Source organism: Mycoplana azooxidifex (assembly GCF_014196765.1).
Classification (GTDB): Bacteria; Pseudomonadota; Alphaproteobacteria; order Rhizobiales; family Rhizobiaceae; genus Mycoplana; species Mycoplana azooxidifex.
Genome location: NZ_JACIEE010000005.1, coordinates 332,530 through 357,505, shown reverse-complemented (window position 1 = coordinate 357,505; position 24,976 = coordinate 332,530). Strand labels below are relative to the sequence as shown.

20 protein-coding genes and 1 pseudogene are annotated in these 24,976 nt (G+C 66.1%); 17 read left to right on the top strand and 4 right to left on the bottom strand.

The annotated features are described in order from the left end of the window. Positions 1-82: 82 nt before the first annotated feature. Positions 83-784, bottom strand: a complete 702-nt coding sequence (locus tag GGQ64_RS13555) for a TenA family protein (RefSeq protein ID WP_183805069.1) — start codon at positions 782-784, stop codon at positions 83-85. A gap of 320 nt (positions 785-1,104) precedes the next feature. On the opposite strand from GGQ64_RS13555, the gene GGQ64_RS13550 reads away from it, so the two are divergent. From GGQ64_RS13550 to GGQ64_RS28200, 6 genes and pseudogenes are all read left to right on the top strand, one after another. Further along, positions 1,105-3,267, top strand: coding sequence for a TonB-dependent siderophore receptor (locus tag GGQ64_RS13550; RefSeq protein ID WP_183805067.1), 2,163 nt, complete (start codon positions 1,105-1,107; stop codon positions 3,265-3,267). Between the two features lie 125 nt (positions 3,268-3,392). Beyond that, positions 3,393-4,442 carry an ABC transporter substrate-binding protein gene (locus tag GGQ64_RS13545; protein WP_183805065.1) on the top strand — a complete coding sequence of 350 codons (1,050 nt, stop codon included), beginning with the start codon at positions 3,393-3,395 and terminating at the stop codon, positions 4,440-4,442. After that, positions 4,439-5,425, top strand: a complete 987-nt coding sequence (locus GGQ64_RS13540; protein ID WP_183805063.1) for an iron chelate uptake ABC transporter family permease subunit — start codon at positions 4,439-4,441, stop codon at positions 5,423-5,425. Before GGQ64_RS13545 ends, GGQ64_RS13540 begins: the two co-directional genes overlap by 4 nt. After that, entirely contained in the window at positions 5,422-6,402 is a 981-nt protein-coding gene (locus GGQ64_RS13535; protein WP_183805061.1) for a FecCD family ABC transporter permease, read from the top strand. Before GGQ64_RS13540 ends, GGQ64_RS13535 begins: the two co-directional genes overlap by 4 nt. 92 nt (positions 6,403-6,494) lie before the next feature. Continuing rightward, positions 6,495-6,683 (top strand): annotated as a pseudogene (locus GGQ64_RS28205) (ATP-binding cassette domain-containing protein); the annotation flags it as partial. 118 nt (positions 6,684-6,801) lie between these two features. Continuing rightward, entirely contained in the window at positions 6,802-7,179 is a 378-nt protein-coding gene (locus tag GGQ64_RS28200) for an ABC transporter ATP-binding protein (protein WP_343059471.1), read from the top strand. A gap of 89 nt (positions 7,180-7,268) precedes the next feature. Here GGQ64_RS28200 and GGQ64_RS13525 read toward each other — a convergent pair whose 3' ends face one another. Beyond that, positions 7,269-9,338 (bottom strand): ATP-dependent helicase, encoded by a 2,070-nt coding sequence (locus GGQ64_RS13525; protein ID WP_183805059.1) that lies wholly within the window; start codon positions 9,336-9,338, stop codon positions 7,269-7,271. Positions 9,339-9,556: 218 nt separating this feature from the next. Here GGQ64_RS13525 and GGQ64_RS13520 point away from each other — a divergent pair, with 218 nt between their 5' ends. Further along, on the top strand, positions 9,557-10,663 hold the full coding sequence (locus tag GGQ64_RS13520) for an efflux RND transporter periplasmic adaptor subunit (RefSeq protein WP_183805057.1): 1,107 nt from the start codon (positions 9,557-9,559) through the stop codon (positions 10,661-10,663). 10 nt (positions 10,664-10,673) lie between these two features. Then, entirely contained in the window at positions 10,674-13,748 is a 3,075-nt protein-coding gene (locus tag GGQ64_RS13515; RefSeq protein WP_183805055.1) for an efflux RND transporter permease subunit, read from the top strand. Positions 13,749-13,758: 10 nt separating this feature from the next. Here GGQ64_RS13515 and otnI read toward each other — a convergent pair whose 3' ends face one another. After that, a complete protein-coding gene (gene otnI / locus GGQ64_RS13510) occupies positions 13,759-14,541 on the bottom strand; it encodes a 2-oxo-tetronate isomerase (protein WP_183805053.1) in 783 nt (260 codons plus the stop codon). Position 14,542: 1 nt separating this feature from the next. Next, complete coding sequence (ltnD, locus tag GGQ64_RS13505) at positions 14,543-15,460, bottom strand: L-threonate dehydrogenase (RefSeq protein ID WP_183805051.1); 918 nt, start codon at positions 15,458-15,460, stop codon at positions 14,543-14,545. A gap of 116 nt (positions 15,461-15,576) precedes the next feature. On the opposite strand from ltnD, the gene GGQ64_RS13500 reads away from it, so the two are divergent. The 9 genes from GGQ64_RS13500 (at position 15,577) to GGQ64_RS13460 (ending at position 24,976) form a co-directional block, all read left to right on the top strand. After that, positions 15,577-16,578, top strand: coding sequence for a LacI family DNA-binding transcriptional regulator (locus GGQ64_RS13500; RefSeq protein WP_183805049.1), 1,002 nt, complete (start codon positions 15,577-15,579; stop codon positions 16,576-16,578). 22 nt (positions 16,579-16,600) lie between these two features. Further along, positions 16,601-17,866 (top strand): 3-oxo-tetronate kinase, encoded by a 1,266-nt coding sequence (gene otnK, locus GGQ64_RS13495; RefSeq protein ID WP_183805047.1) that lies wholly within the window; start codon positions 16,601-16,603, stop codon positions 17,864-17,866. Next, a complete protein-coding gene (otnC, locus tag GGQ64_RS13490; protein ID WP_183805045.1) occupies positions 17,863-18,504 on the top strand; it encodes a 3-oxo-tetronate 4-phosphate decarboxylase in 642 nt (213 codons plus the stop codon). Before otnK ends, otnC begins: the two co-directional genes overlap by 4 nt. Before the next feature lie 200 nt (positions 18,505-18,704). Continuing rightward, a complete protein-coding gene (locus GGQ64_RS13485; protein ID WP_183805043.1) occupies positions 18,705-19,481 on the top strand; it encodes a FadR/GntR family transcriptional regulator in 777 nt (258 codons plus the stop codon). A 42-nt stretch (positions 19,482-19,523) separates the two neighbouring features. Next, positions 19,524-20,507, top strand: a complete 984-nt coding sequence (denD, locus tag GGQ64_RS13480) for a D-erythronate dehydrogenase (RefSeq protein WP_183805041.1) — start codon at positions 19,524-19,526, stop codon at positions 20,505-20,507. Next, on the top strand, positions 20,507-21,283 hold the full coding sequence (locus GGQ64_RS13475; RefSeq protein WP_183805039.1) for an SDR family oxidoreductase: 777 nt from the start codon (positions 20,507-20,509) through the stop codon (positions 21,281-21,283). The genes denD and GGQ64_RS13475 overlap by 1 nt, the downstream gene beginning before the upstream one ends. A 103-nt stretch (positions 21,284-21,386) precedes the next feature. Further along, positions 21,387-22,454, top strand: coding sequence for an ABC transporter ATP-binding protein (locus GGQ64_RS13470; RefSeq protein WP_183805037.1), 1,068 nt, complete (start codon positions 21,387-21,389; stop codon positions 22,452-22,454). Between the two features lie 162 nt (positions 22,455-22,616). Next, positions 22,617-23,924: an ABC transporter substrate-binding protein gene (locus tag GGQ64_RS13465; protein WP_183805035.1), complete on the top strand. Its 1,308-nt coding sequence runs from the start codon at positions 22,617-22,619 to the stop codon at positions 23,922-23,924. Positions 23,925-24,043: 119 nt separating this feature from the next. Next, positions 24,044-24,976 carry a carbohydrate ABC transporter permease gene (locus tag GGQ64_RS13460; protein WP_183805033.1) on the top strand — a complete coding sequence of 311 codons (933 nt, stop codon included), beginning with the start codon at positions 24,044-24,046 and terminating at the stop codon, positions 24,974-24,976.

Genomic DNA, 24,976 nt, shown 5'->3' with positions numbered 1-24,976 from the left:
ATATGCATCGCATGACAGTGCGCGATAGGGACGAGTGCAATCCCCGCGAATGAGGCTGGCCACCCTTGCCAGTGCAACCGCGTCAGGCCAATTGCCGGATATCGCCACCGCCGCCCGGCAGCATCGCGGTTTTCTCAGGACAGAGATAGGGTGCGTCGTGAAAGGCGATCTCTAGCGCCTGCGCCTTGCCGAAGACCGCGCTCAGCCGCTGCCGCTCGGGGGCATCCAGCGTCTCGCCCAATCGGTCCAGCTCTTTCTTCAGCCAGCGGGCCTGCGCGGCGAACGCGTCGCTCGTGTGCAGTTCCACCCATTCCTTCAGCAACGGATCGCTGATCGTCCCGACTGACGCTGCCTTCGACCAGGTCCAGTACATCCAGTCGACCGCAAACATGGCCGCGATCGTGTCGAGATAGCCCCCGTCGCGGGCGATCGCGAGCATGCCGTCGCGGAAATCGCCCACTTCGTGAATATCGGTGTCGTAGGCGTCCGGGTCGATGCCACGTGCCGCAAACGCCTTTTCGAAATAGGCCATCTTCCGGTTGGTGAGCGAATCGAGCACGCCGATCAGCCATCGCTTCTGCACGATCGTCTCGGCACGGGCGGTGGCAAAGGAACAGATCGAGATCGCCGTGTCGGCGAACGCGCGCTCGAAGACGAGGTAGCGCTCGAAGACCGGCTGAGGCAGGCGGTCCGCCCTGATATGGGCAACGAAGCGGTGGCCGATCATCCTGTCGAAGACGAGCCTGTTTTGCCGCAAGATCTGTTCGGAGAGTATTTCCCGCATATTATTTTCCCAGAGCCGGAAGGGCAGTTGCAAAGAGGTCTGCAACGCGGGCGGGGTCGACCGGGTTCCACCAGACGCGGCCTTTTTTGAGCGACGACCCGCGCTCCCACTCCCCACGCTGTCACCGTCCACGACCTGTCATCCGGATCACGGTGATGTGTTGCGTGGAAAAATATGTCGGATGATTGACTTGAAACTTTGTTATGCCTAATACCTGAGAAAAATAGTCACCAATCTTCTCTCGCACCGGAAATGCTATATCCATCCGTATTTTAGCAGAGACGTTATTGCTTATATTCGTGCATGAAAGGAATTGCGCCATGGTGCTTCGATCGACCACTCCTGTCTCCCCGGACAAAGGCGCATCGAAGCGAAAGCCGGGCGGAACGCGGCATTTTTGGGTTGCGCTGCTGTCGAGTTCGGCGCTTCTGGCGCCGCTTCCGGCCATCGCGCAATCCGTCGGTGAAACCGGCTCCGGCACCACGCTCGAGACCATCACGGTCGAGGGCGGCGGGCAGACCGCCATCGGGCCTGATGCCTCGATCGTGGCCAAGGACACCTCGACCGGCAGCAAGACCAATACGCCGCTTCTGGACCTTCCGGCTTCCGTGTCCGTCGTGACCGAACAGGAAATGCGCGAACGGGGCGTCCAGACGCTCGATCAGGCTCTTTCCTACACGGCAGGCGTTTCGACCGACATCTATGGCTCCGACGACCGTTACGATTTCTACCTGATCCGCGGTTTCTACAGCGGCGGCAGCAAGTATCGCGACGGCCTGCCGATTCGCACCCAGAACTTTACGACCAGCCGCCTGGAGCCCTATGGCATGCAGCGGATCGAGGTGCTGAAGGGATCCACATCGACCCTGTTCGGCCTGAACGGCCCCGGCGGCATTGTGAACGCGATCACCAAGCGGCCGCAGGCTGCGACGTTCGGCGAAGTCTACACGACGCTCGGCGACGACCATGTCGAAACCGGCACCGATTTCGGCGGTGTTCTCGATGAGAACGGCGAGTGGAGTTATCGCCTGACGGCGAAATGGCAGGACGGCAACAATGGCGCCGACTTCACCGACGACGACCGGATCTACATCGCACCCGCGCTGACCTGGAATCCGACGGATGCCACCACGTTCACGATCCTGACCGATTACAACAAGCGCGACGGAAGCCCCGGAACCTCCATCCCGCTGGGTTCGGGCCTGGATACGAAGACCTTCCTGGGCGAGCCCGATTTCAACAACATGGACACGATCGAGCGAAACATCGGCTATTCGTTCGAACATGACTTCGCCAACGGCCTGCAGTTCCGACAGGTGGCCCGCCATACGAATCTCGACCTCGACTACGAGACGGTCTACGGCGCATCGGCCGATCCGACGGCGCGGCGCACTGCCTTTGCCGTCTATGGCGAACTCGAAAGTTTCGCGATCGACAACCAGTTGCAATACGATGCCAGCTTCGGCCGTTTCGACAGCCGCACGCTTGTCGGTCTGGAATACACGCGAACGACAACGGACGAGACGCGGTACGACGGCTCTGCCGCCGGCATCGACATCTACGATCCCAGTTTCTGCGGCGTGGAATGCATCACCTGGGCGTCGGTCTCCAATTCCGACTTCGGGATGACCACGAAGGCGGTCTATCTTCAGGAGGAACTGACCCTCGACGACCGCTGGATCCTGACGCTCGGTGGTCGCTACGACCACGTGGACTCGTCCACCGGGTCGAGTGCCGGCTCCTACAGTGCAACGGACGAGGCCTTCACCAAGCGTGTCGGCCTTACCTACAAGGCGACGAGCGAAATCTCGCTCTATGCCAACTACTCCGAATCCTTCGAGCCCGTCGGCGCCAATCGCGTCTCGTTTGCGAGCCCGCCGCAGCCGCAGGAAGGCGAACAGTACGAGATTGGCGTGAAGTACCAGCCGACGGCCATCGACGCGCTGTTCACGCTCGCCTTCTTCGATCTCACCCAGAACAACGTCGCGCAGTGGAATCCCACCTACACGGAGCAGATCCAGATCGGCCAGGTCAACGTCCGCGGCGTCGAGCTGGAGGGCAAGATTGCGGTGACGGACAGCACCAACCTGACGCTTGCCTATTCCTACTGGGATCCGAAGATCGAGAAGGATCTCAACCCGGCTCTGGTCGGCAACCGTCCGGAACGGGTGCCCAACCATCTCGCTTCGATCTGGGCCGACTACACGATCCCGGGCAACGGCACGATCGGCGACGTGACCCTCGGCCTCGGCGCGCGGTTCGTCGGCAAGACCTATGGCGACATCGCCAACACGACCGAACTGGCGTCGCGCACGGTCTTCGATGCGGCGGTCAACTACAAGGTGACGGAGAACGCGTCGCTTCAGGTCAACGCGACCAACCTGTTCGACAAGGAATACGTCACCCACGTCGACACATGGAGCAACAGCGCCTGGTACGGCGATCGCCGCACGGTGAAGGCGACGCTGCGCTATACGTGGTGACAGAGGCCTTGACCGGGGCAGGCTTGCGAAGCTTGCCCCAACGGAGGGCAATCCTGCCGGCCTTCGGGGCCGGCAGATGCATTGGGCGGGCCGCCGGGAGTGGCCGCCGCGACGAAGGGAATGACATGGAAGACGCTGTTCATCGCGTACAGAGCTGTCCTGACCGGCGGGGCCTCCCGCGTCGCCGGTTCCTGGCCGGCATGGCCGCGGGCGCGTTCCTTTCGGGGACGGGCGGCGCGCGGGCTTTCGCGGCGGGCGAGGGCCTGCATTTCGTCCACGCCTTCGGCGAGACCACGCTGCCGAAACCGGCCGAGCGGGTGGTATCGCTCGGCTATACGACACAGGATCCGCTTCTGGCGCTTGGCGTGCGCCCGGTCGCGATCCGGCAGTGGTTCGGCAGTTTTCCCCACGGCGTGTGGCCGTGGGCGCAGCCGCTGCTGGGGGATGCCCAGCCGACGATGATATCCGGCGAGGTCTCGATGGAGGTCGTCGCCGCGCTCGCGCCCGACCTGATCGTCGGCATCGGCTCGGGCATCTCGGAAGCGGAGTATGCGGTTCTGTCGCAGATCGCGCCGGTGCTGATGCAGCCGGTCGGCCTGCCGGCCTATGGCATGGCGTGGGACGAACTGACACGAACGCTCGGCCGCGCCGTGGGCAGGAGCGCGCGCGCCGAGGAGGCGATCGCGGCATCCCGCCGGAAATTTGCCGATGCGCGGGCGCGCCATCCCGGGTGGGCCGGGCAGACCGCCGTCTGCGCCTACAACTACGGCGGCGAGACCGGCGCCTTCAGCGGCTTCGACACGCGCGCCAGTTTCCTTGCGGAACTTGGCTTCCGCCCGCCGCAGGCGCTCACCGAGCTTGCAGACCCGAACGTCTTCTACACGCCGCTCTCGCCGGAAGACCTGTCGCCGCTCGATGCGGACCTGCTGGTCTGGATTTCGTCCTCGGACGTCGTTTCCGATATCGTCGCGCTGCCGATGCGGCGCACGTTGCGGGCGCACAAGGAGGGCCGCGAAGTGCTGGCGGGGGCGCTCGTCGCCGGCGCCCTGTCCTTCGGCAGCGTGCTGTCACTGCCGTTCGCGCTGGAGCAACTCGAAGCCGACATCGCGCTGGCGCTCGACGGAGATCCGGCGACCATGGTGAAATCGGCCGCCGCGGCGGGACTGGCGCCGTGAGAGCGGTCGCCGGCGTCGCTCTGGTGCTGATGGCGGCAGCGGCCCTGACGCTCGGCGTCGGCGTGCGGCCTGCGAGCCTCACCGAGATCTGGCAGGCGCTGACCGCTTTCGATCCGGCCGATCCCGTCCATGTCGCTGTCGGGTCGATCCGGCTGCCGCGGCTTGTGGCCGGGATCATCGCCGGGGCGGCACTCGGCATGGCCGGCACGGTGATGCAGGCGCTGACGCGCAATCCGCTCGCCGATCCGGGGCTGCTCGGCGTCAATTCCGGTGCCGCCTTCGCGATCGTATTCGGGGCGCTGATCTTCGGCCGTTCGGATGCAGGGCTGATGGCCGCGCTGGCCTTTCCCGGAGCAGCGCTCGCCGCAATGGCCGTCTTCGCGCTCGGCGGCGGCCTGCGGGGAGACGCCGGTCCCGTCCGCCTGACGCTTTCGGGCACGGCAATCAATGCGCTGCTTCTGTCGCTTGTCTCGGCCGTCGTGCTCGTCCGCGGCGAGACGCTCGAGATTCTGCGGTTCTGGGTCGTCGGTTCGCTGTCCCAGGCAGGGGCCCGGCCGCTGGCGGCCATGGGCCTGGCCGTGGTCCTCGGTACGGCGCTGGCGATGGCTATTGCCCCGCGGCTGGAGGCGCTCTCGCTCGGCGCGACACTTGCCCGCGGACTGGGGACGCGTGTGGGCCGCGTCCAGTTCGGCGCGCTCGTCGCCGTGACGCTGATGACGGGTGCGGCGGTCGCGGTGGCCGGGCCGATCGTGTTCGTCGGCCTGATCGTGCCGCCGATCGCGCGCCGCATCGGTGGCCACGTGCTGCGGGTGGAACTGCTCCTGTCCGCCCTGCTCGGCGCGACGCTCCTGCTTCTCGCCGACACGGCGGGACGGCTGGTGCTGGCGCCGGCGGAGATCCGCGTCGGCATCATGACCGCCCTGATCGGCGCGCCGGTCTTCGTCCTGATCGCCCGCCGCCTGCGGCCGGGAGCTTCGGCATGAAGGGAGGAAGGCTCGTTCTCGGCGTCGTGCTGTTGTCCGCCGTGCTGCTCTCGCTCATGGTCGGCCAGGTGATGCTGACGCCCGCCGATCTCTGGGCGGGCCTGTGGGGCGGGACGGGGCCGGGCGCGCTGACGATGCGCGTGCTGCGCGGCCCGAGTACGCTGACCGCGCTCGGGCTCGGCGCCGTGCTCGGAATATCCGGCGCCATCTTCCAGATCCTCCTGCGCAACCCGCTGGCCGCACCGGACGTGATGGGGTTCACCTCCAGCGCCGGGCTGGCGGTGCTCTTAGGCGTCACCGCGGGCGTTACTGTGCCGATGCCGCTGCTTTCGGCGGCGGGCGGCCTCGCCGCCGCCGTGATCGTGGCGGTACTGTCGATGCGCCGCGACGGATCGCTGGCGACGCTCACGCTCATCCTGGTCGGCATCGGCGTCGCCTTCTTCGCATCCGCCGCCGGCAGCTTCCTGATGACGCGACTGCCGCCGGAGCAGGCGGCCGAGGCGCAGCGCTGGCTGACCGGCTCGCTCGCCGCCCGCAACTGGGGCCATGCCGCGCAGGTGCTCGGGTTCGGCGCGCTGCTGTCGCTCGCACTGGCGCTGCAGGTCAGGAACCTGGCGCTGCTGGAACTGGGCGACGAACTCGCAGCCGGGCTCGGCCTCAGGGTCGACCGGGCAAGGCGGCGGTTGGCGGCGACCGGGGTGCTGTTTGCTGCCGCCGGCGTCGCGGTGGCCGGGCCGGTGCCCTTCGTCGCCCTGATGGCCGCGCCGCTCGGCGCCCGGCTGACCGGAGCGCGCGGCCCTGCAGCGCGCATCCTTGCCGCCGCCGCCGCGGGTGCTGCGATCACGGTGCTGGCGGATCTCGCCGCACGGTCGCTGGTCCCGGGGCTGCAACTGCCCGTCGGCGTCATGACGGGCATCTTCGGCGCACCCTACCTGCTGTGGCTGCTCGCGCGTGAAATGGAGGCTGGAGACCTTTGACCGGCATCGAACTCAAGACCGAAGCGCTGACGCTGGGCTACGGCGAACGCATCGTCATTCGTGATCTCTCGCTCGTCTTTCCGGAAGGGCGGATGACGACCATCCTCGGGCCGAACGGCTGCGGCAAGTCGACCCTGCTGCGGGCGCTGGCGCGGCTGGTGCGGCCGCAGAAGGGCAGCGTGACACTGGGCGGCGCGGACGTCTTTTCAACGGATACGCGGGCACTGGCGCGCCGGCTGGCGATCCTGCCGCAGGCCCCGCGCGCGCCGGAGGGGATCACCGTCGCCGAACCTGGTCAGGCGCGGGCGGACGCCATGGCGCGGGCTGCTCGCTCCCTGGAGCAAGGCCGATGCGGACGCCTGCGCGGCAGCGCTCGAGGCGGTGGGGCTCACCGACCAGATGGATCGTCCGCTGGACGAGCTTTCCGGGGGACAGCGCCAGCGGGCCTGGATCGCGCTGGTGCTCGCCCAGGACACGCCCTGCCTGCTCCTCGACGAGCCGACGACGTGGCTGGACCTCAGCCACCAGATCGAGGTGCTGGGCCTGCTGCGGGAGCGCAACCGCCGGCACGACGCCACCGTGATCACGGTCCTGCACGACCTCAATCTCGCCGCACGCTTCTCCGACCATCTGGTGCTGCTCGGGCCCGCCGGGCTCGTCTCGACGGGAAGCCCGCAGGAGGTGCTGACGGAGAGCAATCTGAAGGAGGCATTCGGCCTCTCGGCCTTGGTCATGCCCGATCCCGTCACCGGCGCGCCGATGGCCGTGCCGCGGTAGACTTTCGGCAAATACTCCCAGGTGTCGAACGGACGCACGGCTATCTTCGGCGGCGGCAAGCTGCGTTGGCCAGCGAGTCCCGCTAAGGGCTATTTCCACATGGAGCGCATGCGTGCGCCGACGTCGATGCGGATCTGCCTTGCGCTTCGTTCGCCTGCGGCATGGGCGACAATCGGCCAGGTGGCCGTTTCGAAGAACTGCAGCAGCGTGGCCGGGATGAACCGCGTCCGCGACGCATAGACATGGCGGTCGCCCTGGGCGTGCTGGCCGCCGGTGAAGAAACGCTGCGGCGTGAGCAGCGTCAGGCTGTCCCTGGCCCGTGTCATGCCGACATAGAGCAGGCGTCGCTCCTCCTCGATCTCGTGCGTGGTGCCGACGCCGAGATCGGACGGAATGCAGCCGTCGACGACGTTGAGCATAAACACCGCACGCCACTCCTGGCCCTTGGCGGAGTGGATCGTCGACAGGATCAGATAATCCTCGTCGAGCAGCGGCACGCCCGCCTGGTCGCTGGTCGCGTCGGGCGGATCGAGCGTCAGTTCGGTCAGGAAGCGTTCGCGGCTCGGATAGCCGGAGGCGATCTGCTCCAGTTGCAGGAGGTCCGCCTTCCGCGTCTCCGCATCCTCGTGGACGCGTTCGAGATGCGGCTCGTACCAGGTGCGGGCCTGGGCGAGATCCGACGGCCAGTCGCCGCCCGAACGCCTCAGGCCCGCCATCAGCGCGATGAAGGCGGTCCAGTCCTCGCCGGTCCTGGGCGGCGGCGGGACCTCGGCGAGTGCGACGAGCGGTTCGGGGTCGGCGGCGATCGTGTCGAGGATCCGGCCTGCGGTCTGCGGGCCGACCCCGGGCAGCATCTGCAGCAGCCGGAATCCGGCGACCCGATCGAGCGGGTTCTGCGCGAACCGGAGCACGGCCAGCATGTCCTTGACGTGGGCCGCGTCGAGGAACTTCAGGCCGCCGAATTTCACGAAGGGAATGTTGCGCCGGGTGAGTTCCACTTCCAGTGGGCCGCTGTGACTGGAGGTCCGGAACAGCACGGCCTGCTGCTTCAGCGTCATGCCCACCTCGCGGTTGGCCAGCACCTGGTCGACGATGCAGTTCGCCTGGTCGTTCTCGTCCTTCACCGTCAGAAGCTTCGGGCGCTCGGCGCTCTCGCGCTCGGTCCACAGGTTCTTGGTGAAGCGTTCGCGCGCAAGGTCGATCACCGCGTTGGCGGCGGCCAGGATCGGCTGCGTCGAGCGATAGTTGCGGTCCAGGGTGACGATGTCGGCTTGCGGCGTGAACTGCCGGGGAAAATCGAGGATGTTGCGCACCGTCGCCGCACGGAAGGAATAGATCGACTGGGCGTCGTCGCCAACCACGGTCAGCCCGCGGCCGCCGGGCTTCAGCGCCATCAGCACTGAAGACTGCAGCTTGTTGGTGTCCTGGTATTCGTCGACGAGCACATGGTCGAAGCGGTTGCCGATGTCTTCGGCGAGGTCCGGATCGCCGACCATCTGCGCCCAGTAGAGAAGCAGGTCGTCGTAGTCGAGGACGTTCTGCGCCTGCTTTGCTTCGACGTAGCCGGCGAAGAGCTCCCTCAACTGCTCCTCCCAGCCGCTGACCCAGGGATACCAGTTGCGCAGCACCTCGTTCAGCGGCGTCTCGGAATTGACCGTCCGCGAATAGATCGAAAGGCAGGTGCCCTTGGTCGGAAACCGGCTCTCGGTCTTGGAGAAGCCGAGTTCGTGGCGGACGAGGTTCATCAGGTCGGCGGAATCCTCGCGGTCGTGGATGGTGAAGTCGACGTTGAGGCCGATCTGTTCGGCGTACATGCGCAGGAGCCGTGCGCCGATGCCGTGGAAGGTTCCGGCCCAGGACAGCGCATCGGTCATCAGCGCGGCGTTGGCACCCAGCACGTTGCGGCAGATGCGCTCGACGCGCCGCGACATCTCCGAGGCGGCGCGGCGCGAAAACGTCATCAGCAGGATCCGGCGCGGATCGGCGCCGTTGACGATCAGGTGGGCGACCCGGTGGGCCAGCGTGTTGGTCTTGCCCGAGCCGGCGCCGGCGATAATCAGGAGCGGCCCGGCCGAGCCACAGCCCGCCGGCCCGACCCCATGCTCCACCGCCATTCGCTGCTGGTCGTTGAGTTTCTCGAGGTAGGCGGTGGCCGTCATGCCGAATTCCATCTTGCGTGCGATTCGAGGCGACCATAGCAGCTTGCGAACATATCCGGAACTTTCGTCGCCGCGGTGCAGAAAGCCCTGATCCGCAGGGCATTGAGGATAACGACAATGTGAGGGTTGGTGACCTACATTACAGAATTTTCATTTTTGTTCCGCGCAACGTTCCGTAATGATGCGGTTTGGTGCGATGCAGCAATACGAGGAATTTCATGAGGGTGTTGGCGGTGATCCTGGCTGTTGTCTTTGCCGGTGCGGCGGGGGCGGCGGCGGTCCAGTGGCGGTGGATCGATCTCGATGCCCTCTCGCAGGTCGCGAGCGCGACCGCAAGCGAGCCGGCGCGGCAGCGCTCCGGCCCTTCGAGCTTTCCCGTCGAGGTCGCCGACGCCGAGGAAACGTCCGCCACGGTCGACATCAGCGCGATCGGCACGTTGCAATCCGACGAGTCGGTGCAACTGGCGCCGGAAGTCGCCGGCCGGATCGAGGCGATCCGCTTCGACGAGGGCCAGCCGGTCAAGGCGGGCGCGGTGCTGGTCAGCCTCGACAATGCGTTGGCCAAGGCGGAGGAAGAGGAGGTCAAGGTTCGCCTCGATCTCGCCAACACCAACTACGAGCGCGCCCAGCGCATGTCGGCAAACGGCACGGGCACGACGCGCGACCTCGATTCCGCCATCGCCGAGCGCAACACCGCGACCGCCCTTCTCAATTCGCAACGCGTGCAGCTTTCCAAGCACGACGTCGTCGCTCCCTTCGACGGCGTCGTCGGCCTGCGCAGCGTCTCGACCGGCAGTTATGTCGGCATCGGTACCGCGCTGGTCAATCTGGAAAAGATCGACGTCCTGAAGGTCGACTTCAAGATTCCCGAGGCAAACCTGCAAAAGGTGAAGATCGGCCAGACCCTCGAGGTTTCCGTCGATGCCATTCCCGACCGGACGTTCCCGGGCACGGTCTACGCCATCGACCCGATGCTGGACGTCAACGGCCGGGCCATCAGCATTCGCGCACGCCTGCCGAATGCGGATCTGGCGCTGCGGCCCGGCCTGTTCGCGCGCATCACCGTCCGGGGCCTGGAGGAGCGCAAGGTCGTCACCGTTCCGGAGGCTGCCATCGTGGCGCGGGGCCAGGAGCGCTTCGTTTGGACCGTCGTCGACGGAAAGGCGCAGGAAAACCGCGTCACCGTCGGTGGCCGCAAGATCGGCGTGGCGGAAGTGGAAGGGGTGACCGCAGGCACGGTCGTCGTGACGGCGGGACAGCCGCGACTGCGCAACGGTGCGAGCGTCGAGATCGTCGGCAACGAGACCGCGCAGGTCGAAGGCTAAGGGGCGGCAGATGGGAATTTCCGAGCTCTGCATCCGGCGGCCGGTCTTCGCAACGGTCCTCAGCCTGCTGATGCTGCTGATCGGCGTCGTTTCCTATGAACGCCTGACGGTTCGCGAATATCCGAGCATCGACGAGCCGGTCGTGTCCGTCGTCACCTCCTATCCCGGCGCGTCGGCGAGCATCATCGAAAGCCAGGTGACGCAGGTGCTGGAAGGATCGATCGCCGGTATTGCGGGCATCGACGTGCTGGAATCGACGAGCCGGGCCGAATCGAGCCGCATCACGGTCCGCTTCCGTCTCGAGGTCGATCCGGACGTGGCGGCCAGCGACGTGCGCGACCGGGTGAGCCGCGTGCGCCGGCAGCTACCGGACGAGATCACCGAGCCGGTCATCTCCAAGGTCGAGGCCGACGCCCAGCCCGTCGTGTTCGTCGTCTTCCGCAGTGACCGGCTGAACCCGCTGGACCTGACGGACTATGTCGACCGTAACATCGTCGACCGATTCAAGAACGTGAACGGTGTCGCCGACGTGCAGATCTATGGCGAGCGCCGCTATGCCATGCGCATCTGGATCGACCGGGAGCGCCTCGCCTCGCTCGGGCTGACCGTGCAGGACGTCGAGGATTCGCTCGAGGCGCAGAACGTCGAGATCCCGGCCGGGCGGCTGGAAAGTGCCGATCGGGAGTTCACGGTGCTTTCCAAGACTTCGCTCGGCAATGTCGAGCAGTTCGAGAACATCGTCGTCAAGCGCGGCGAGGGCGTGCTGGTGCGGCTCGGCGAAGTCGCGCGTGTCGAGCTTGGCGCTGCCGACGAGCGTCGCGCCGGCCGCTTCAACGGCGAGAGCGCCATCGTCGTCGGCGTCATCAAGCAGGCCGTGGCAAACCCACTCGACGTCTCGGCCGGCGTGCAGGCCATCCTGCCCGACATCAATGCCAATCTCCCCGAGGGCATGACCGGCGCCATCGGCAACGACAATTCCGTGTTCATCGACGAGGCGATCAACGCCGTGTACCACACGATCGTCGAAGCGATCGTGCTGGTGCTGATCGTGATCGTGCTCTTCCTGCGATCCGCCCGGGCGTCGATCATCCCGATCGTCACCATCCCGATCTCGCTGATTGCGACCTGCGCCATCATGTATGCGCTCGGCTTCAGCGTGAATACGCTGACGCTGCTGGCCATGGTGCTGGCGATCGGCCTCGTCGTGGACGACGCCATTGTGGTGCTGGAGAACATCTTCCGGCACATCGAAAACGGCATGAAGCCGGTGCCGGCGGCGATCAAGGGCACGCGCGAAATCGGCTTTGCCGTCGTCGCCATGACGCTGACACTGGCCGCCGTCTATGCGCCGGTCGCCTTCGCCGCCGGCCGCACGGGGCGGCTGTTCCTCGAATTCTCGCTGACGCTTGCGGGCGCCGTCCTGGTGTCGGGCTTCGTGGCCCTGACGCTGACGCCGATGATGTGCTCGAAGCTGCTCAGGCACCAGGAGAAGCCGGGGCGCGTCTCGGCCTTCATCGAGCGCGGCCTGACCGGGCTCGAGAGGGGATATCGCCGGCTGCTGTCCGCATCGCTGCGGATACGGCCCGTCGTTGCCATGCTGGCAGCCGTCGTCGCATTCGGCAGCGTCTATTTCTACCTGCAGCTGCCCCAGGAACTGGCGCCCGTGGAGGACCGCGGCGTGATCCGGGTCATGGGCACGGCGCCGGAAGGCTCGACGCTTGCCTATACCGAGCGCTATTCCCGGCAGGTCGAAGACCTGCTCAAGCCGATCAGCGAGGTCGGCAGCATCCAGACCATCAACGGCATGCCGGAGGTCAATCGCTTCCTGGTCATGGGACGGTTGAAGGCGTGGGACGAGCGCGGCCGTTCGCAGCAGGAACTGGTGGCCGAGTTGCTGCCCAAGATCCGCCGCATCGCGGGTGTGAACGCCTTCGCCAGCAACCCGCCGTCGCTCGGCACCTCGAACAATGCGCGTCCGATCGAGTTCGTGCTGCAGAGTTCGGGCACCTACGAGGAACTCGACCGGCTGACCAAGTCCTTCCTCGAACAGCTGTCCGACTATCCCGGCGTCACCAACGTCGATACCGACCTGAAGCTGAACAAGCCCGAGATGACGATCGAGATCGACCGCGACAAGGCGTCCGACATGGGCATCGACGTCGCCGTCGTCGGCCGGACGCTGGAGACACTGCTCGGCAGCCGGCAGGTCACCCGCTTCGAGATCGACGGCGAACAGTATGACGTCTACGTGCAGTTGGCCGCAGCCGACCGGGCCTCGCCGTCGACGCTGTCGACGATCTTCCTGCGGTCCGCCAGCGGCGAGATGGTCCAACTGGCGAATGTCGTGAAGATCACGGAGACAGTGGCGCCGCAGGAGCTCAAGCGCTTCAACCAGATGCGTTCGGTGACGGTTTCGGCCAATCTCGCGCCGGGCTATTCGACCGGCGAGGTGCTCGCCCAGATGCGGAGCATTGCCGGTGAAGTCCTTCCCGAGAACGTCCAGACGGACGTCTCCGGCCCCAGCCGCGAGTTCCTTGCCTCCGGCCAGAGCCTTGCCGTCGTCTTCGTCCTGGCGCTCGGCTTCATCTATCTCGTTCTCGCCGCCCAGTTCGAAAGCTTCCGCGATCCGCTGATCATCATGATCTCGGTGCCGCTTTCCATGACCGGGGCGTTGGCGGCGCTCTATCTCGCGGGCGGTTCGCTGAACGTCTATTCGCAGATCGGCCTGGTGACGCTGGTGGGCCTGATCACCAAGCACGGCATCCTGATCGTCGAGTTCGCCAACCAGCAGCAGGAGGCGGGAGAGGAGCGGCTGTCGGCCGTCATCGATTCCGCCGTGCTCCGTCTTCGGCCGATCCTGATGACGACCGGCGCGATGGTGCTGGGCGCGGTGCCGCTGGCGCTCGCCACAGGCGCCGGTGCGGAGAGCCGCCAGCAGATCGGCTGGGTCATCGTCGGCGGCATGTCGTTCGGTACGCTGCTCACGCTCTTCGTCGTGCCCATGGTCTATTCGGTGTTCGGGCGCAGGATCGAGGCCGAAGACGTGCCGACGAACGTCGAATACCTGCCCGCGGCCGCGGAGTAGGCGGCGTGCCTCAGGCGGCGCGCCCGCCCAAGGCTTTCAGCCAGCCGAGGCCGTCCACCGTGCTCGCTTTCGGGCGATATTCGCAGCCGACGAAGCCGGCATAGCCGAGCGCATCGATTTCGGCAAAGATCCTGGCGTCGTCCAGTTCGCCGGTGCCCGGCTCGTTGCGCAGCGGCACGGAGGCCGTCTGGATGTGGCCGATATGCGGCATCATCGCGCGCAGCGCCATGGTCACGTCGCCATGCAGGATCTGGCGGTGATAGATGTCGAACTGCAACCGGACATGCGGCAGGTCGAGTTCCCTGACGAAACCGAGCGCACGATCGAAATCGTTGAGGAAGTAGCCCGGCATGTCGCGCCCGTTGATCGGCTCGATCACGAGACCGATGCCGGCTTCCCCGGTCCGTTCGGCGGTGTATCTGAGCGAATTGCGATAGCACCGGATCGCTTCCGGATCACGGGCGTCGGCAAGGCCTGCCATCATGTGCAGGAGGGGCGTGCCGATGACTTCGGCATAGCGGATGGCGGTATCGACCGAGGCGCGGAACTCCTGCGCTCGATCGGGCAGGGCGGCAAGTCCGCGGTCGCCGTCGGACCAGTTGCCCGGCGGCATGTTGAAGAGCGCCTGTTCCAGCCCGGCGGCCTCCAGCCGCCCGGACACGGTTTCGGCCGGATCGTCATAGGGGAACAAGTATTCCACGGCCGTGAAGCCGGCATCGGCCGCGGCCTGGAAGCGATCCAGGAAGGCATGCTCGTTGAACATCATGGTGAGGTTGGCGGCAAAGCGCGGCATGTCAGGTGTCCTGTCCGGTGCCCGGCAGATCGATGCCGGCGATCCTTGCGAGAAGGCGCGCGACGGAACTGTCGTCGTCACGCCCCATACCCGCGGCCTCGGTCATGATGAAGAGCTGGAGAGCGGCGCTTGCGATCGGCAGCGGGAACTTCTGCCTCCGACCGATATCGGAGACGATGCCGAGGTCCTTGGTGAAGATTGATACGGCGCTGTGGGGCGTGTAGTCGCCGGCAAGCACATGTGGGATGCGGTTTTCGAACATCCAGCTGTTGCCGGCCGATTTGGTGATCACCTCGAACACGCGGGAGATATCGAGATCGAGGCTGCTCGCGAAGGTGATCGCCTCGCAGGCGGCGGCGATATGGACGCCCGCGAGCAACTGGTTGACGATCTTGAAGGAGGAGCCGATGCCGGGCTGGTCTCCCAGTTCGTAGACGGTGGCGGCCATGGCATCGAGCGCCGGCCGGGCGGCGGCGAAGGCCTCGGGCGAGCCGGAGGCCATGAAGGTCAGTTCGCCGCTGTTGGCCTTGACCGAGCCGCCGCTGATCGGGCCGTCGACGTAGTGGATGCCGCGCTCGCCCGCACGCCGGGCGAAGTCCTTTGCCTCGGTCGGCGCGATGGTGGCGCAGGATATGATCGCCGATCCGGGCTTCAGCGCATCGACGATGCCGCCTTCGCCGAACAGGACGGTCTCGGTCTGGGCGGCGTTGACCACCACGACCACCGCGATTTCCGCCGCGGCGGCGGCATCGGCGGGACTGGCGCAAGCCTTGCCGCCCACCTCCGCGAGGGCGGCAAGCGCCGTAGAGCTGACGTCGAAGCCGTGCACCTCGTGGCCCCCGCGCAAGAGGGAGCGGGCCATTCCGAGCCCCATCGAGCCCAGGCCGATCACGGCAACGGCAGCGCGGCTGCTGGACATGGATTTCCCTCCCTTTGGATAAATCTCAGCGCTAACACTTTTACAAACCATATCCTCTAGCCAGGTTCAAGAGTTTATGTTAGCGCTGAGATAATTTCGGGGAGGATGGAGCGACGATGCAACGGGAAGCGCCCACTCTGGCGCATGTGGCGCGGCTGGCGGCGGTGAGCGAGAACACCGTCTCGCGCGTCATCCGCAACAAGGGGCCGATTGCCGAGGAGACGCGAAAGCGGGTCATCGAGGCGATCGATAGCCTCGGCTACGTGCCCAACCGCGCGGCCGGCGCGCTCGCCTCGTCCTCATCGCTCATCATCGGCGTCCTCTTGCCTTCGCTGTCGAACATCGTGTTCCCTGAGGTGCTGCGCGGCATTCATGCAGCCCTTGCCGATACGCCCTACCAGGCGATGATCGGGGTGACGGACTACGATCTCCTGCAGGAACAGAAATTGCTCGGCTCGCTGCTCGCCTGGCAGCCCGCGGCCATTGTCACCACCGGGTTCGACCACACGGATGCGAGCCGGCGGATGCTGGAGCAGAGCGGGATCCGGATTGCCGAGCTGATGGACATCGACGACCGGCCGATCGACATCGCCGTCGGGCTCTCCCACCGCGGCGCGGGCCGGGAGAGCGCGCGCCATCTCGTCGCCCGCGGCTATCGACGGATCGGCTATGTTGGCCATGACTGGAGCGCCGACCGGCGGGCCCATTTCCGCTACGAGGGTTTTCGCCAGGGATTGCAGGAGGCCGGCCTGTCGCCTGCCGCCGAGTTCCGGTTCGAGGGCGCGAGTTCGACGATGGCGGGGCGCGAGGCCCTGGCGCAGTTGCTCGGGCGCGGTGGCGACGTTGATGCCGTCGTGTTCTCAAACGACGACATGGCGGTCGGCGGCTTCATGCACTGCCTCGGCGCCGGGCTGGCGATCCCCGAAAGGCTGGCGCTGTTCGGCTTCAACGGGCTCGATATCGGCCAGGCGCTGCCGCGGCCGCTGTCGACGATCCGCTCCAACCGGTTCTTGATCGGACGGACGGCCGCGGAGAAGCTGCTGGAAGCGCGGGAGCGCCCGGCGGAGCCGCAGATCATCGATACCGGTTTCGAGATCGTCGAAGGTGCCACGGCATGAACGGAGTTTCAGGAGGATTGTCATGCTTCTAGGGGCGATTGCCGACGATCTGACCGGTGCGACCGACCTCGCCCTGACGCTTTCGCGCGAAGGGATGCGGACGGTCCAGACGGTCGGCGTGCCACCGGCGGACTTCGACTTCACCGACATCGATGCCGTGGTCGTGGCGCTCAAGTCCCGGACCATTCCGGCCGCCGAGGCCGTGGCGCTCTCGCTGGACGCCCTTTCATGTCTCGTAGGCGCCGGCGCCCGACAGATCGTCTTCAAATACTGCTCGACCTTCGATTCGACGCAGGCCGGTAATATCGGCCCGGTGACGGAGGCGCTGATCGATGCGCTCGGGGAGGATCTGACGATCGTCTGCCCGGCCTTTCCGACGAACGGCCGCACGGTCTATCGCGGGCATCTGTTCGTCGGGGACCAGCTCCTGTCGGAAAGCCCGATGAAGGACCATCCGCTGACGCCGATGACCGATTCCAGCCTCGTGCGGCTGATGCAGGCGCAGACGCGCCTCCCGGTGGGCCTTGTAACCCGCGACACGGTGGCGAAGGGGCCGGCGGCGGTGCGGGACGCTTTCGCCAGGGCGCGGGCGGGCGGCCAAAGCGTGGTCGTGGTCGATGCGATCACCGACGACGACCTGCGCGTGATCGGGGAGGCGATCGCAGACCTCAGGCTTATCACCGGCGGTTCGGGCATCGCGCTCGGCCTGCCGGAGAATTTCCGCCGCAGCGGCCTGCTCGACAGCGACGCCGGCTCCCGCCGGTTCGAAGCGCCGGGCGGCCGGGCGGTCATGCTCGCAGGCTCCTGCTCGACTGCAACGCGCGGCCAGATTGAAGCCGCCATTGCGGCAGGCACGCCGTCGTTCACGATCGACCCACTTGCGATCGCCGACGGTAACGTGTCGCCGCAGGAGATCGTGGATCGGGTTGCGTCGGAAACCGACCGGGTGCCGCTCGTCTATTCCAGCGCCGAGCCGGACCGCGTCCGCGCGGCGCAGGCAAGGCTCGGCCGCGAGCGCGCCGGCGAACTGGTGGAGCACTTTCTCGCAGACGTCGCCGTATCGCTGCGCGACCGCGGGTTTTCGCGTTTCCTCGTCGCCGGCGGCGAGACCTCGGGCGCCGTCGTCGGCGCACTCGGCGTTTCCGCACTTCTGATCGGCCCGGAGATCGACCCCGGCGTGCCCTGGACCCACAGCCTCGGCGACGAACGGCCGGTGGCGCTTGCGTTGAAGTCGGGAAATTTCGGCGGCGTCGATTTCTTTTCGAAGGCCTGGAAGGTGCTGGCATGACGGCGATCCTGTCGGAAGAGACGCGCCTGCGCGACGAAATCGCAGGTGTCGGCAGGTCGCTGTTCGACCGGCTCTTCACCTTCGGCTCGACCGGCAACATCAGCGCGCGGCTCTCGAGCGGCGAGATGCTGATGACGCCGACGAACGCCTCGCTCGGGGCGCTCGATCCGGGGCGACTATCGAAATTCTCGGCAGAGGGCGTGCACCTGTCGGGCGACAAGCCCACGAAGGAGGCGTTCCTGCATCAGTGCATGTACTGCGAGCGGCAGGATGCCGGCGCCGTCGTGCACCTGCATTCCACGCATGCGGTCGCCGTCAGCATCATCGAGGGACTGGACGAGGCCGACCTGCTTCCGCCGCTGACCGCCTACTACGCCATGCGCGTAGGCCGGCTTCCGCTCGTTCCCTACTATCCTCCGGGCGATGCCGCACTCGCCGGGGCAGTGGCAGAGAAGGCGCGCGACAGCCACGCGGTGCTGCTTGCCAACCACGGCCCCGTGGTGGCCGGCGCGACGTTGCGCGAGGCGCAGTACGCTACCGAAGAGTTGGAGGAGACCGCCAAGCTGTTCCTGATGCTGCGGGGCGAGCGTATCAGGCCGCTCACGGCCGAACAACGCGACGCGCTGGCGCGAAAGTGAGGCTGCCGATGCTCTCGACCCTCCAGTTTCCAGCGGCGGCCGGGTACGCGCTCGGCACCTGTTATCGCGGCGCACAATCAAGTCGGTGTTATTTGGTGCGCCGCCGCGACGAAGTTGGATTGACTAGTCATACTTTTGACCGTTCAATCGCAACTGATCTGGTGGACCAACCAGTAGTCAGTTATCAGCGGGTACGGTACATGGGCGGACGTCCGATCCTCACGCAGATGCCGAAAGTCGGGCACAGCCTCGACCGCCGCACCGCGCGTGACGTGATCGCCGAGAAGCTGATGGTCCTGATCGCCACCAACATGCTGCACCCGGGCGACGAGCTTCCCGGCGAGCGGGAGCTGGCGCAGGTGCTGCATGTGAGCCGGGAGACGGTGCGCGGCGCGATCCAGTCGCTGGCGGCGCGGGGGATCGTGGAGGTTTCGCAGGGCAGCAGGACGCGGGTCGCAAACGTCGATCTCGGCAACCTCACCGTGACGATCGCCACGCCCAACGCCATCGACAGCTACGACCTCGAATCGGTCCATGCGGCGCGCCTGCATATCGAGTTGAAGGTCGTTGGCGATGCGGCCGAGCATATCGACGCCGAGACGCTGGCCAAGCTCGAGAGCCTGCTGGAGGCGCAGAAGCTCGGCGGCAGCGATCCGATGCGGTTTCTGATCTGCGACCGGGAGTTTCACCTGGCGATCTATCGCGCCTGCGGCAACGCGCTTTTGTCGGATTTCGTCACCGATCTCTACACCTACATGATGAACCACCGGCGCATCGCAATGTCGCGCCCCGGCGCGATCGATGCCAGCTACGAGGACCATGCCGAGATTGTCGCCGCCTTGAGGCGACGGGACCGCGACGCCGTCGTCGCGGCCTTTCGGCACCACCTGACACGCATATACGAGACGACGCGCGAGCTTCTGGCCCAGATCGGCCAGAGCCCGGAGGAGACTAAGATCGAAACAACGGCACGCTGATCCGGCCATTCCGGACGGCACAACTGGGAGGGTTGGCCGAGAATGCATGTAATGGTGATAGGCGCGGCAGGCATGATCGGCCGCAAACTGGTGGAAGCGATCGCAGCCGACCCGGCGGCGGTCGGGGCGGACGTCGACAGGCTGACCCTTGTCGACGTGATCGAACCTTCCGTTCCGCCGGCGCTGGCTGCGGTCGGCAAGACGCTGGCTGTGGACCTGTCGCAGCCCGGGGAGGCTTTGCGCCTCGTCGAGATGCGCCCCGATCTGGTGTTCCACCTTGCCGCGATCGTGTCGGGCGAGGCGGAGGCCGATTTCGACAAGGGCTACCGGGTCAACCTCGACGGCACGCGCGCATTTTTCGAGGCGATCCGGCACGAGGGCCAGCGCGAGCCTTACGCTCCGAAGGTGATCTTCGCATCGTCGATCGCCGTCTTCGGCGAGCCGTTCCCGGAGAAGATCGGAGACGAGTTCTTCACCACGCCGCTGACGAGTTACGGCACGCAGAAGGCGATCTGCGAGCTGCTGCTTGCGGACTATTCGCGCCGCGGCATCTTCGACGGCGTCGGCATCCGCCTGCCGACCATCTGCATCCGCCCCGGTACGCCGAACAAGGCGGCCTCGGGCTTCTTCTCCAACATCCTGCGCGAGCCCTTGTCCGGCAAGGAGGCGGTGCTTCCGGTCGACGAGAGCGTGCGGCACTGGTTTGCAAGCCCCCGGTCCGCGGTCGGCTTCTTCCTCCATGCCGCGCGGATGGACACGTCTGCGATCGGTCCCCGCCGCAACCTGACGATGCCGGGCCTCTCGGCGCTGGTCGGCGAGGAGATCGAAGCGCTTCGACGGGTGGCCGGCGAGAAGGCGGTCAAGCTCATTCGCCACGAGCCCGACCCGGTCATCGACCGCATCGTCTCCGGCTGGGCCACCGACTTCGATGCCAGCCGCGCACGTTCGCTCGGGTTCAAGGCGGAGACGACCTTCGACGAGATCATCCGGATCCACATCGAGGACGAACTCGGAGGAAAGGTCTGATGGCGCGCAGGGAGCAGACGGGCAAGGGCCGGATCGCGGTTGTCACCGGCGGTGGCACGGGGGTCGGGCGCGGCATCGCCGAAGCGCTTGCCGCCGAGGGCTATGCCGTCGTCATCACCGGCCGGCGCGCGGACGTGCTTGAGGCGACTGCGGGCGAGATTGCGGGCCAGACTGGCGCGACGGTGCGAGCGATTCCCTGCGACATCGGCGATCCCGGACAGGTCGCAAGCCTGTTCGACACGGTCCGCAGCGCGTTCGGCAGGCTCGATCTTCTCGTCAACAATGCCGGTTCGGGCGCGCCGACGATCCCGATGGAGGATCTGACCTTCGAGCACTGGAACAAGGTCGTTTCCGCCAACCTGACCGGCGCTTTCCTCTGCACGCAGCAGGCGCTGAAGATGATGAAGACGCAGGAACCGCGTGGCGGACGCATCATCAACAACGGCTCGATCTCCGCCACGACGCCGCGCCCGCATTCCGCCCCCTATACCGCGACCAAGCACGCGATCACCGGGCTGACGAAATCCACCGCGCTCGACGGGCGGCCCTTCGACATCGCCTGCGGCCAGATCGACATCGGCAACGCGGCGACGAACATGACGGCGCGGATGAGTTCCGGCGTGATACAGGCGAACGGCGAGATGGCGACGGAGCCTACGATCGCCGTCGAGCACATAGCCGACGCCGTCGTCTACATGGCAAGCCTGCCGCTGGAGGCAAACGTGCTGACCATGACGGTGATGGCGACCAAGATGCCGCTGGTCGGCCGCGGATAGCGGCGACTGGCAGGAAGATGCGTCCCGGCGTGGCGGCAGACGGCCTGAGGAGGCCCGCCGCGAACTGCCGGGGAAGAGGAACAACGTTCTGGGAGGAACGCAGATGGCAGGTGTCGACTTCGTCGATGTGAGAAAATCGTTCGGTGCCTTTCCGGTGATCAAGGGTGTCGACATCCAGATCGAGGACGGCGAGTTCGTCATCCTGGTCGGGCCCTCCGGCTGCGGGAAGTCGACGTTGCTGCGGATGCTTGCGGGGCTGGAAAACATCACCGCCGGTGAGATCCGTATCGGCGGGCGCACCGTCAATGCGCTGCCGCCGAAGGATCGCGACATCGCCATGGTGTTCCAGAACTATGCGCTCTATCCGCATATGACGGTCGCCGACAACATGGCGTTCTCGCTGATGCTGAACGGGTCGCCGAAGGCGGAGATCGACAAGCGCGTCAATGCGGCAGCCGACATCCTCGGCCTGACCAAGTTGCTCGACCGCTTTCCGCGCCAACTTTCCGGCGGCCAGCGCCAGCGCGTGGCCATGGGCCGTGCGATCGTGCGCGATCCGCAGGTGTTCCTTTTCGACGAGCCGCTGTCGAACCTCGATGCCAAGCTGCGCGTGGCCATGCGCGCCGAGATCAAGGAACTGCACCAGCGGCTGAAGACGACGACGGTCTACGTCACCCACGACCAGATCGAGGCCATGACCATGGCCGACAAGATCGTGGTGATGCACGACGGCGTCGTCGAGCAGGTCGGCGCGCCGCTCGAACTCTACGACCGTCCGGCCAACTTGTTCGTTGCGGGCTTCATCGGCTCGCCGGCGATGAACATGATCAGGGGCCGCCTCGATCCGGGCGATCCGACCCGCTTCGTCGCGACCGACGGGACCACCCTGCCGGTGCATCGGCCGCCGGCGGCCGCCAAGGGCCGCGACCTCGTCTACGGCCTGCGCCCCGAATACATGGCGCTTGCAGGCGAGGGCCAGCCGGCCGAAGTCGTGGTGATCGAGCCGACCGGCTACGAGACGCAGATGATCGTCCGCCTCGGCGGCACGGATGTCACCTGCGTGTTCCGCGAGCGGGTCGACGTCCGGCCCGGCGAGACGATCCACCTGAAGATCGATGCCGAGCACGTGCATCTCTTCGATGTCGAGAGCGGCAGCAGGCTGTTCGACTGAATACTTGTCGCGGTGGCGTGCATGCCGGGGAGAGGAGCCCCGCCATGCCGCTTCCGGGACGGACGTTTCCGGCGCTGCCGGGAGCCGATGCCGCAGCATCCGCCAAACGGGACGACGGATGCCGGAATGTGATGTTCCCGTATTTTTCGAGGAGGAACTTTCATGACGTTCAAGAGACGCGATTTTCTTGCAGCATCCGCTGCCGCCGCCGGCATTGCCGGCCTCGGCATCCGGCCATCCTTCGCGCAGGCCGCCGAGCCGGTCTACAAGCCCGAGGAAGGCGCAAGCCTCAGGCTCCTGCGCTGGACGCCCTTCGTCAAGGGCGACGAAGACGCCTGGCTCGCCAACACCGCGAAGTTCACCGAGGCGACCGGCGTCGAGGTCCGCATCGACAAGGAAAGCTGGGAAGACATCCGCCCGAAGGCAGCCGTTGCCGCCAATGTCGGCTCCGGCCCGGACATGGTGATGTGCTGGTTCGACGATGCGCACCAGTATCCCGACAAGCTCGTCGACATGACCGAGCTCGCCACCTATCTCGGCGGCAAGTATGGCGGCTGGTATGACGGCATGAAGGGCTATGCCACGCGCGGCGACAAGTTCATCGCCGTACCGCTGACGGCGATCGGCAACGCCGTGGTCTACCGCGACAGCCACATGAAGGCAGCCGGCTTCAACGAATTCCCGAACGACACCGGCGGCTTCCTCGAGCTTTGCAAGGCGATGAAGGCCAAGGGCACGCCCGCCGGCTTCCCGCACGGCAAGGCCGTGGGCGACGGCAACAACTATGCGCACTGGCTCTTGTGGAGCCACGGCGGCAAGATGGTGGACGAAGGCGGCGCCGTCACCATCAACAGCCCGGAGACGCTGAAGGCGATCGAATATGCCAAGGCGCTCTACGAAACCTTCATCCCCGGCACCGAAAGTTGGCAGGACATCAACAACAACCGCGCCTTCCTGGCCGGCCAGGTGTCGCTGATCGCAAACGGCGTATCGGTCTACTATGCGGCGCAGAAGGATCCGGCGCTCGCCGAGATCGCAGCCGACATCCGCACCACCAACTTCCCGATCGGCCCGGTCGGCCAGAGCGTGGAACTGCACCAGACCAGCTCGCTGCTCCTGTTCAGCCACACCAAGTATCCGGAAGCGGCCAAGGCCTACATCAAGTTCATGATGGAAGCCGACCAGATGAACTCGTGGATCACGAGCGCCAGCGGCTATTGCTGCCAGCCGCTCAAGGCGTTTGCCGACAATCCGATCTGGACGTCTTCTCCGATCCTGGCCCCCTATGCCAAGGCGTCCGAGACGCTTCGTCCGAACGGTTACGCCGGTCCTCTCGGTTACGCATCTGCCGGCACGATGGCCGACTACGTGCTGGTCGACATGTTCGCCGCAGCCGTGACCGGCCAGATGACGCCGGAAGAAGCCATGGTCGAGGCCGAACGCCGGGCCAACCGCTACTATCGCGTCTAAGCCCCGCAGCCTCGCCAAGGGAAGGCGCGGACTCTCCCCCGCGCCTTCCCGGAACGCCCGCGCGACGCCACCCGGCGCCGCAGTGAAATTCCGTGCAACCGCATCGCCGGAGACGCCCGATGACGACCGTACCCACGACCCAGCCGACAGCGACGTCGGCGCCCTGGCTGCAGAACAACAACCTGCTCGGCTTCTTCTTCATGCTGCCGGCCGCTGTCTTTCTCGTCTGCTTTCTGACCTATCCGCTCGGTCTCGGCGTCTGGCTCGGCTTCACCGACACCCGCATCGGCCGCGACGGCGTCTTCATCGGGCTGGAAAACTACGTGTTTCTCGCCGGCGACAAGGTGTTCTGGCTCGCCGTCTTCAATACCTTGTTCTACACGCTGATCGCCTCGATCCTGAAGTTCGCGCTCGGGCTGTGGCTGGCGCTGCTTTTGAACGAGAACCTGCCGTGCAAGTCGTTCTTCCGCGCCATCGTGCTTCTGCCGTGGGTCGTGCCGACCGTGCTTTCGGCGCTGGCGTTCTGGTGGATCTTCGATAGCCAGTTCTCGATTATTTCCTGGTCGCTCATGCAACTGGGGCTGATCGATGCGCCGATCAATTTCCTGGGCGACCCGACCAATGCGCGCATGTCGGTGATCGCGGCAAACGTCTGGCGCGGCATCCCCTTCGTGGCGATTTCGCTGCTCGCCGGCCTGCAGACGATCCCCGCCTCGCTGCAGGAGGCAGCCTCGCTCGACGGCGCAACGAACTGGCAGCGCTTCCGCTATGTGACGTTGCCGATGCTCACGCCGATCATCGCCGTGGTGATGACGTTCTCGGTGCTCTTCACCTTCACGGACTTCCAGCTGATCTACGTACTGACCAAGGGCGGACCGGTGAATGCGACGCACCTGATGGCGACGCTGTCGTTCCAGCGCGGCATTCCCGGCGGCCAGCTCGGCGAGGGGGCGGCGATCGCGGTCGCCATGATCCCGTTCCTGCTCGGCGCCATCATGTTCAGCTTCTTCGGTCTGCAGCGCCGCAAATGGCAGCAGGGCGGCCAGGATTGA

Coding starts and splice junctions, on each gene's coding strand:
- GGQ64_RS13550 (WP_183805067.1), top strand. CDS start 1,105: ATGGTGCTTCGATCGACCACTCCTGTCTCCCCGGACAAAGGCGCATCG.
- GGQ64_RS13545 (WP_183805065.1), top strand. CDS start 3,393: ATGGAAGACGCTGTTCATCGCGTACAGAGCTGTCCTGACCGGCGGGGC.
- GGQ64_RS13500 (WP_183805049.1), top strand. CDS start 15,577: ATGCAACGGGAAGCGCCCACTCTGGCGCATGTGGCGCGGCTGGCGGCG.
- GGQ64_RS13555 (WP_183805069.1), bottom strand. CDS start 784: ATGCGGGAAATACTCTCCGAACAGATCTTGCGGCAAAACAGGCTCGTC.
- GGQ64_RS13520 (WP_183805057.1), top strand. CDS start 9,557: ATGAGGGTGTTGGCGGTGATCCTGGCTGTTGTCTTTGCCGGTGCGGCG.
- denD (WP_183805041.1), top strand. CDS start 19,524: ATGCATGTAATGGTGATAGGCGCGGCAGGCATGATCGGCCGCAAACTG.
- GGQ64_RS13470 (WP_183805037.1), top strand. CDS start 21,387: ATGGCAGGTGTCGACTTCGTCGATGTGAGAAAATCGTTCGGTGCCTTT.
- ltnD (WP_183805051.1), bottom strand. CDS start 15,460: ATGTCCAGCAGCCGCGCTGCCGTTGCCGTGATCGGCCTGGGCTCGATG.
- GGQ64_RS13465 (WP_183805035.1), top strand. CDS start 22,617: ATGACGTTCAAGAGACGCGATTTTCTTGCAGCATCCGCTGCCGCCGCC.
- GGQ64_RS13460 (WP_183805033.1), top strand. CDS start 24,044: ATGACGACCGTACCCACGACCCAGCCGACAGCGACGTCGGCGCCCTGG.
- otnC (WP_183805045.1), top strand. CDS start 17,863: ATGACGGCGATCCTGTCGGAAGAGACGCGCCTGCGCGACGAAATCGCA.
- GGQ64_RS13485 (WP_183805043.1), top strand. CDS start 18,705: ATGGGCGGACGTCCGATCCTCACGCAGATGCCGAAAGTCGGGCACAGC.
- GGQ64_RS13525 (WP_183805059.1), bottom strand. CDS start 9,338: ATGACGGCCACCGCCTACCTCGAGAAACTCAACGACCAGCAGCGAATG.
- otnI (WP_183805053.1), bottom strand. CDS start 14,541: ATGCCGCGCTTTGCCGCCAACCTCACCATGATGTTCAACGAGCATGCC.
- GGQ64_RS13515 (WP_183805055.1), top strand. CDS start 10,674: ATGGGAATTTCCGAGCTCTGCATCCGGCGGCCGGTCTTCGCAACGGTC.
- GGQ64_RS13535 (WP_183805061.1), top strand. CDS start 5,422: ATGAAGGGAGGAAGGCTCGTTCTCGGCGTCGTGCTGTTGTCCGCCGTG.
- GGQ64_RS13475 (WP_183805039.1), top strand. CDS start 20,507: ATGGCGCGCAGGGAGCAGACGGGCAAGGGCCGGATCGCGGTTGTCACC.
- GGQ64_RS28200 (WP_343059471.1), top strand. CDS start 6,802: ATGGATCGTCCGCTGGACGAGCTTTCCGGGGGACAGCGCCAGCGGGCC.
- otnK (WP_183805047.1), top strand. CDS start 16,601: ATGCTTCTAGGGGCGATTGCCGACGATCTGACCGGTGCGACCGACCTC.